General features: G+C 62.5%; 6 protein-coding genes and 1 pseudogene. 2 read left to right on the top strand and 5 right to left on the bottom strand.

Going from position 1 to position 7,955, the window contains the following annotated elements; genetic code table 11:
• Together VF515_05300 and VF515_05305 are read right to left on the bottom strand one after the other, a co-directional pair.
• Window positions 1-150, bottom strand: a pseudogene (locus tag VF515_05300) (penicillin acylase family protein).
• Window positions 95-730 carry a hypothetical protein gene (locus VF515_05305; protein HEX7407052.1) on the bottom strand — a complete coding sequence of 212 codons (636 nt, stop codon included), beginning with the start codon at window positions 728-730 and terminating at the stop codon, window positions 95-97. The pseudogene VF515_05300 and the gene VF515_05305 overlap by 56 nt, the downstream one beginning before the upstream one ends.
• A gap of 1,397 nt (window positions 731-2,127) precedes the next feature.
• On the opposite strand from VF515_05305, the gene VF515_05310 reads away from it, so the two are divergent.
• Window positions 2,128-2,598, top strand: coding sequence for a toll/interleukin-1 receptor domain-containing protein (locus tag VF515_05310; GenBank protein ID HEX7407053.1), 471 nt, complete (start codon window positions 2,128-2,130; stop codon window positions 2,596-2,598).
• Between the two features lie 299 nt (window positions 2,599-2,897).
• Window positions 2,898-4,442: a DUF1254 domain-containing protein gene (locus tag VF515_05315; GenBank protein HEX7407054.1), complete on the top strand. Its 1,545-nt coding sequence runs from the start codon at window positions 2,898-2,900 to the stop codon at window positions 4,440-4,442.
• 285 nt (window positions 4,443-4,727) lie between these two features.
• Here VF515_05315 and VF515_05320 read toward each other — a convergent pair whose 3' ends face one another.
• The 3 genes from VF515_05320 to VF515_05330 form a co-directional block, all read right to left on the bottom strand.
• Window positions 4,728-5,528, bottom strand: coding sequence for a glucose 1-dehydrogenase (locus tag VF515_05320; protein HEX7407055.1), 801 nt, complete (start codon window positions 5,526-5,528; stop codon window positions 4,728-4,730).
• 154 nt (window positions 5,529-5,682) lie between these two features.
• A complete protein-coding gene (locus tag VF515_05325; GenBank protein ID HEX7407056.1) occupies window positions 5,683-6,159 on the bottom strand; it encodes a protease inhibitor I42 family protein in 477 nt (158 codons plus the stop codon).
• 125 nt (window positions 6,160-6,284) lie between these two features.
• Window positions 6,285-7,067, bottom strand: coding sequence for a C1 family peptidase (locus VF515_05330; protein ID HEX7407057.1), 783 nt, complete (start codon window positions 7,065-7,067; stop codon window positions 6,285-6,287).
• Window positions 7,068-7,955 lie beyond the last annotated feature (888 nt).

Here is a 7,955-nt window from a genome sequence, read left to right on the forward strand (position 1 = left end):
CTCGCCGCGGGCCAGGAGCAGCGTTTCCTGGATGGTGGCGAAGTCGTCCTCCGCATGGGCGTAGGCCAAGCCGAAGGCGACGTCGGCATCGGTCTTACCGTAGATATTCGGCACGCCAAAGGTGTCGCGACGGATCTCCACATCGTAGCGCTGATCGGCGTGCTGATACGAAGTCAGCCGGGCTGAGAGCGCCGAGCGCCGCCTCCCATTTTTGCGCCACCGCATCGCGAGTCGCGTGGGCGTTATGCGCCGCGGTGCGCAGATCGTCCATTCGTGTCACCGCCTGATCCATTGCGCGCGTCGCTTTCTCCGCCGCCGGCAACGCCTGCAACGTCAGCTTGCCGAGCGTCTTGCTGCGGCGGATCGTGGCGATCAGTTGCGGCAGTGCTTTCACGACCTCGCCCGGCGGCATGTGCATGATCGCGCCCTGTGTCGCGGCGCCGAACCCCGCGAACGGATGCCGCAGCGGCTGGCCGTCCGCCAGGAGGGCGCGCGCCAGCCCATCGACCACGGCTTCTTGCTCCGTCCGGAATTCCACCTGCGCCGTCTCCAGGCTCGCTTCGGCCTGCAGCACTTTCGCGTGCGCATCGGCGTAGCCCTGCTGGGCGCGGTCAAATGCCCCCAGGCGATCCTTGATGAGCCGCGTGTCCACCGTGCGTGCAGCGGCCAGAATGGCCGCGCCGGCTTTGAGCTGCGTAGCGGCCGATTTCCCCACTTGAATGGTTGACATATCCCTCTCCTTTCTGTCTGCGCGCCACATCTTGCAAGGATGTTGCCAAGAGCGGCGTGCATAGCGTAACAAGAGCACACCCATAAGCGCAGGGTCGACTGCCGGTAGTGTGACACCAACCATTGTCACGAACATAGCGGTGACGCGCCCAGATTGCGTCACGCAATTGCCGGTTCAACGCGGGAAGTCCCGGCACAAGAAAGCGGGCTGAGGGCAGCCCGTCTCCAGAACAGCGCGTATTTTGGAGAGGGCGTGCCCCCACGCCGCGCTCTGCTGCTCGCCGCGGCGGAGTTCTTGCGCAAAGCCGGAAGTCCCCTGTAGGCTGAAGCGGAATCCAAAAAAAGGCGCCCGGAAAGCGTGAGTCGAGGGCGTTTCGGACCAGAAACGGCCCGGAAGATGTGATCCCTAGGCAATTTTGATCTGCGCGGCCTCGGGAGATCGTGGTCCGAGCCTCTGCGAGACGTTGTCCGATCGGAAACGCGTAAGTCGTCAGCCCGCAGGACCTGCGACGGCTTGGACAGCCCAAATCCTAGGCACGGAGATCATGCGGGGGCTCGACCAAGCGTTTCCGAAGCCGCGTCACAAACATTGGGAGGTGTGGCGTCCTATATTTTAGGCACGCAGGTCATCCAGGGACTCGACCAACGGCTTCCCAAGGCGCGTCATGAGTTTCGAGGCGTGGATGATCCTGTATTTCAGACAACCATCGTCTATGAAGGCGGCACCGAACGTTCCCTCGGTAACGCTTTGGGCTGAGTTGCCGTAGCGGACGGCGCTTGCGTGTCGACCACAGGCGAGGTGGAGAGCCGCGCGGTTGGACGGCTGCGTCCCAATTGGGATAGGGAAGCGTCGATGGCGAACCCCGAACACATCGAGATCGTAAGGCAGGGCGTCTCTGCGATCCGTGCGTGGCGGAAACGAACGATGCCCTGCGACAGGCTAGACCTCACTCAAGCGGTCATTGATGGCGCCATGTTGGAGAATGTGAATCTCCGCGGTGCGAATCTCGTTGGAGCGTATTTCGCGAGCACCGTCTTTAGGGATCAGTATCTCAAAGGGGCGGACGTGAAGGGGACTCTGCTCAGTGGAGCAGACCTGCGTGACGCCGAGTTGTTCGCGACACTGTGGCGAGGAGTAAACCTCCGCGAAGCTGACCTGACTGAGGCTCAGTGCGGGTGGACCGTGTTCAGCGACATTAACCTGGCGCGGGTGAAGGGACTTGAATCAGTTGCGCATCGTGGACCAAGCACTATCGGCTGGACAGCCTTGCTCGTTCGAAAGGAAAGATCCCTGAGGCGTTTCTGCGCGGTTGTGGCCTTAGCGATTGGGAAATCGAGGCGGCGAAGCTCTCCGACCCCGAGCTGTCATCAAACCAGATCATAGACATTCAGCAGCGAGTGTTCGAGCTGCGGGGCGAGTCGGCGATCCAAACCAGCGGTGTTTTCATTTCATATACCCATGTCGACAGCGAGTTCATCGACGGGCTGGAGCGGAAGTTGAACGAGAAGCGTATCCGCTTTTGGCGGGATGTCCACCACGCCAGCGCCGGCCGACTTGATCGGATCGTCGACCGTGCAATGCGGTTGAACCCCACGGTGCTGCTCGTACTGTCGGAGCACTCGGTTACGAGTGACTGGGTCGAGGACGAAGTGGATCGCGCCCGAGAGTTGGAGAAAGAACTGGGGCGTGACGTGCTGTGTCCGATCGCCCTCGATGAGGCGTGGAAGGATTGTGCTTGGTCGCGTCCGCTACGCACGCAGATCAAAAAATATCACGTCCTGCCGTTCGGTGAATGGCGGGATCCCGCATCATTCGAGCGGATGTTTCGCCGACTGGTTGAAGGGCTTTCGATTTTCTACCACGACTGACAGATGAGCTACTGAGCGCATCCAAGACAGTCAGGCCTCAAGCGGGACCTCATTGACAACCGAACCACAGCGTCCTGTCCTGCAAGCTGCCATATGACAACGGGTTCCCATGGTAACGGCGCAGATCAGGTCGCTTGCTGGGTCGGCGCGACGCGCCGGTTCCCAAATCCTGGACTTGATCTTGTGTATCGGGAGCGGATCGGTGCATGTTCGTGTCCATCTGCAACCGACTGTCGTACGTAGGCGTTTGGCATAATAATCGCTTGGCAAGAAGGCTGGTGAAACGCGCGGGGAATCCGATGCTAAAGGCGGTAACGCTGCCGGTGGGGCTCCTGGCCGTGGTCTTTTCGGCGCTTGTGATTGCCGGGTGTGGCGATTCGGACTCCAGCGCCAGCCCTTCGGCAACGCCGACCCGTACGCCAACCGGCACACCGAGCAAGACGCCCACACCCACGCCGACCCCGACCAACACCAGTGGCCCGGAGGCGGTCGCCGAACAGGCCTACATCTTCGCCTACCCGATGATCCAAAACTACAAGACGATGTACACCCAAGCGGTCGCTCCCGCGTCACCGGATGTCGCCGTGCCGTTCAACGGATTCCGTCACAACACCCAGTTGATAGGACCGAGCTACACGGTAATCGTTCGTCCCAACAACGACACCCTCTACTCCACTGCCTGGCTGGACCTGCGGGCCGAACCCATGGTCATTCACGTACCGGCAATCACGGACCGCTACTACTCTTTCCAGTTCGTGGACCTGTACACGTTCAATTTTGATTATATCGGCACACGGACGACGGGAACGACGGCCGGAAACTACCTGATCGCCGGCCCGTACTGGAATGGGCCGACACCCGACGGCATCAATGCCGTGTACCGATCCGAAAGCCTCTATGTGTACAGCCTGACGCGTACTGCCGTCGATGGCCAGGGCGACCTTCCCAACGTGGAGATCATTCAGGGGGAATACGGGCTGCAGCCGCTGAGCGCATTCCTCGGGCAGCCGCCGCCCTCGCCGGTGCCGAGCGACACCTTCCCGCCCTATGACGAGCATAAGGCGCAGTCGGCAGACTTCATCGGCTACTTCAACTGGCTGCTGGGCAGGGTGACGATCGACCCGTCCGAGCAGGCCATGATCGACGGGTTCGGCAGCATCGGGATCGGACCCAATTTGCCTTTCGACTCCTCATCGCTCGATCCGGCCACGCTGAAGGCGATCAACGACGGCGTAACCTCGGCCCTACAGCAGATCGCGGACAAGGGCAGGCACCTTGGGAAACTGGAGAACGGTTGGAACCTGGTCGGGCAGGTATTCGGCGACCGCCAGACGATGCAGGGGCAGTATCTGGTCCACGCGGCCGCGGCGTACGTCGGGCTGTACGGCGTCGACCTCCAAGAGGCGTACTACCCGTCGACCTTTTTGGATTGGACCGGTGATCCCACCACTGATCCCCCCACCGGCACCCTCGACGCTTCCAAGCACAACTATGTGCTAACGTTCCCCGCGGGCCAGTTTCCCGACGTGCAGAACTTGGGGTTCTGGTCGATCACGATGTACAACGCCGAACAACAGCTGGTGGACAACGAGCCCGCCTGCGTGCCCACCGCCACCGCCGCCTGCAAGCGCTACGAGATCGGTAACAGGACGGTGGGATTGAAGCAGCCGGGCGGTTCGCTCGAGATTTACCTGCAATACGAATCCCCCGGCCCGGACAAGGAATCCAACTGGCTGCCGGCTCCCAACGGGCAGTTCTCGCTGACCCTGAGGATGTACTTGCCAGACCCTTCGGCCATTGGTGATCCCTTGTGGGCGCCTCCAGGTATCCGCCCGAGCAACTAGGAACGCCAGGCGGCGGCGAGCGGAACAGAAAGTGACGCGGCGCTGCTCCACACGATCCGGCGGAAAACAACGCGTTTTGCGATCCGCGCCCTGAAGATCTGCCGGATCGACGCGGCGCGAAGACCGACGAAGACGCTGATGCCGCTCGGCTCTCGGCCTCGACGATGTGACCATTTTCAGTCTGTAGCCACAAAACCACCAACGAGGCCAAGCATCCGCAAGCGTCCGCGAACTCAAGAGCAGGCTGAGTCACTACCCACACGAGGCACGGCGATGACCGCAGCGTCACCCCTTACAGGACATGCCGCCGTCTACGGGCAGCACGACGCCGGTGATGAACTTGGCTTCGTCCGAAGCCAAGAAGAGCGCCGCGTAGGCCACGTCCCACGCCTCGCCCATGTGCTGCATTGGGACGGCCTGCTCGCGCATGCGGGCGAACTGCTCCTTGTCGAGACCGTAGCGGCGGGCGGGCTCGTCCACCGCCATCGGCGTGCGGATCAGCCCGGGCATGATCGCATTGGCGCGGATGCCCTTGGCCGCGTACTGCATGGCGATGGCGCGCGTGAGCGCGTTCACTCCCCCCTTCGAGGCGCTGTAGGCAGCGAGCGGATAGGCGTCGGAGTAGCGTACCGCCCCCATCGAGGAGATGTTGATGATGACGCCGCTTCCCTGGCGTTCCATGTGCGGCAGAACGTGCTTGCAGGTCAGGAAGACCGACTTGAGGTTCACCGAGAGGACCCGGTCCCAGTCCTCTTCGGTGACTTCCACCGGACCACCCAAGACGCCGATGCCGACGTTGTTATGGAGGATGTCGATTCTGCCGTACTGCTTGACGCATGCCGCGACCATCTGCTCGCAGACGTCGGCACGAGTCACGTCTCCTGTGAAGACGAACGACTCGCCGCCTTCCGCCTCGATCATGCGCTGTGTCGCCGTGGCGGACTCGCCATCCCGATCGACCAGCATGACTGATGCGCCCTGGCGAGCAAAGAGCATGGCCGTGGCCCTCCCGTTGCCGAGCGATTCCCCAGGCGTCGACCCGGCGCCGACGACGATGGCCACCTTGCGCTTCAATCGACCGGTCATGGTGTCTCTGCTGTGGCAGAAAGGCTGTCGGGAATCAACGATGCAGCGACCCGAGCGCGCCGGCTGGGCGCTCGGTGAAGTGGGACCACCGGCCGCGATCGCGGTCCCCGCGTTGATCCGCACACTCGACGATCATGGCCGAGGGAATGTCGCCTCAATCCGCGACGGTGACGGTTAGGCGAAAAACTCTCGCGGGTGACGCGTCCTGGTCCCACGGGCGCAGCGCAGCCAGCTCGATGATCGCCTGCCCCGCGCGTTCGACCCGGAACCTCCAAGAATGTTGGCCCGGACTGCCGGGCGCGCTGCTCGTCGGTGCTTCGAACGCATCGCCGACCAACACACACGCCGGTGCCCCGTCGGACATGAGCCGCCACCGAAAGCCGGTCGTCGGACGCTCTTGAAGGCGGACTTCGAACGTCTCGCCGCGCGTCAGGTGGATCTCGCGCCCGTTGGCGCTTTCGTTGAGTGGCTCCATTACGGTCGTGGCGTGCCCTCCGGGTGCCGGCCGCAGGAATCCGCAGCCGGGCGGGGACCAGAGGATGAGTAAGAAGATGAACGGGACCGCCACCGCAATTCGGACGCGGGGCGGCGTCTCATAATCCAGCGCCAGCTTCCGGGTTCGACGGCGCACGCCGGCCACCCTCGGCGACGGACACTTCCGCCCATGCGGACAATATATGTCAGGTTCGCCGCCACCGCCACGCCTGGTCATCCGGTGCTGGGCAGTTGGAGTACCCAGCACCGGAGAACTGCGGTTTAGTCAGCGACCATGCGAATGGTCCAGAAATCATCGGCAAGGTTCGGCTCGAGCAAATACGTATAGGGCATCGTGAAGTAACCCTTGATGCCCCACTTCGGGCCCCATGAGTTCCGCACGATGAAGCGCTGGACAGAGTCATCGTAGCCCACGGCGAGGACCGCGTGCCCGCCCAGTACGCCCTCCTTTGGCCCAGGCATGGGAACCTGGCCGGTCTTGGCGACCTGCGGACTCTCGAAGCTGGCGTAGACCGTGAAGCCGAAGACAAACGGGTACCCGGCTGCGAGGCATCCCTTCATTTGCGCGAGCACGCAAGCGACCCGCTGGTACGCGGTCACCTTGCGCTTGGCGGCCGCGGTACGCACTGAGGCGGGAGGCTTCTGCTGAAACGGGCCCGGGTTCTGGTCGCTGTACGGCCACAGTGCTTCGGGCGGCGCGCCGAGGTGATTGACGCTCTTCACCCCGTCACGAATCTGAGCGCCCGAGTCCTCGTTCACCGCACCCTCCATCGCCCGCTCGTTGTAGTAGATAAAGAGCCGTGAAGGTGTAAACGGCTTTGCGATCTTCTGCTTGAGCAGATCGAACTCGATGGCCGCGGCGATCGCGTTGGCCGTGCAGCTCCCGAGTTGTCCCTGGTCGTATACGACTTTCGGACACTGCGCCCGCAGATTCACCTTCGCTGGAAGCGCAGCAAGCCGCGCGACCGGCGCGGCGTAGAGGTGATCACGGTAGTCGGGCAGATCCGGCACCCAGCCGTACCGAGCGATTTTTCGCGGTGTCATAGTTTCTCCTCCTTCTGATTGTTATGGCGCTGGCCGTCTACGTCTCGAACAATGCTCCCGTCGAGAGAGGCGCAGTTGACGCAAGTACCTGCAACGGTTGCGCGGTGACATGATACGCTGGTGAACTCCGATGCGTGGTGGAGCTATAACAGTGCCAGGTGCGCGGTACGGTTGACTACTCGCTCGACGCGCCGTTACCGCGGATCCTCAGCGTTTCGCTGTCCGGCGTAGTGGACGCGTTGTCCAGCCGAATGTACACGGCACCCTTCTCATTCAGCTTTGCCGATTGAGGGCGGCATTGGGCAAGTGTGCTCGTCAGAGCGACCCCGGCCTGCGGCGGGCCGTCGAGTCGAGCACCTGAAAGTGTCTCGTGCGGTGAACATTTGCCTGTCCAGCCGGGTGGACACGTTGTCGAGCCCGCTGGACGACGCGCCCCTCTCAATTGGATTTGCGGCTGAGGATTCGGCTGGGCGGCGTTGGGGCACATCCGATGCATTGCCTCTATGGGGGCGTCCTTAGTACATCAGTTCATAAATATGACAACGTATTCCGGCGCGCATGAAGTCAACCTCCCCCTCGCCCCCTCCCAGGGGGACTGTCGATTTTCTCGGACTGCATGCTGACCTGCGTATCGCTGATGGAGTATAAGGGAGCCGTTGGGTGGAGGATGGGTTCCAAGGGAGAACGAAGTCTGGTCTGGAAGTGAGTGCATCGTCTCGGCGAGGGTGGTCTGGTCAGACCAACGCTGCCGATGATCAAGTGGGCCAGGCGCGGCGCAAGCGCCCTACAGCAGCCCGATCTTGCGCGCCAGTACGTCGACGGCGAGGCCGAGCAGGAACAAGCCGCCGAAGCGCCGCGTGTGCTGGAAGGCGAAGGCCGAATACCAGA

This window comes from Candidatus Binatia bacterium, from assembly GCA_036382395.1.
GTDB lineage: Bacteria > Desulfobacterota > Binatia > HRBIN30 > HRBIN30 > JAGDMS01.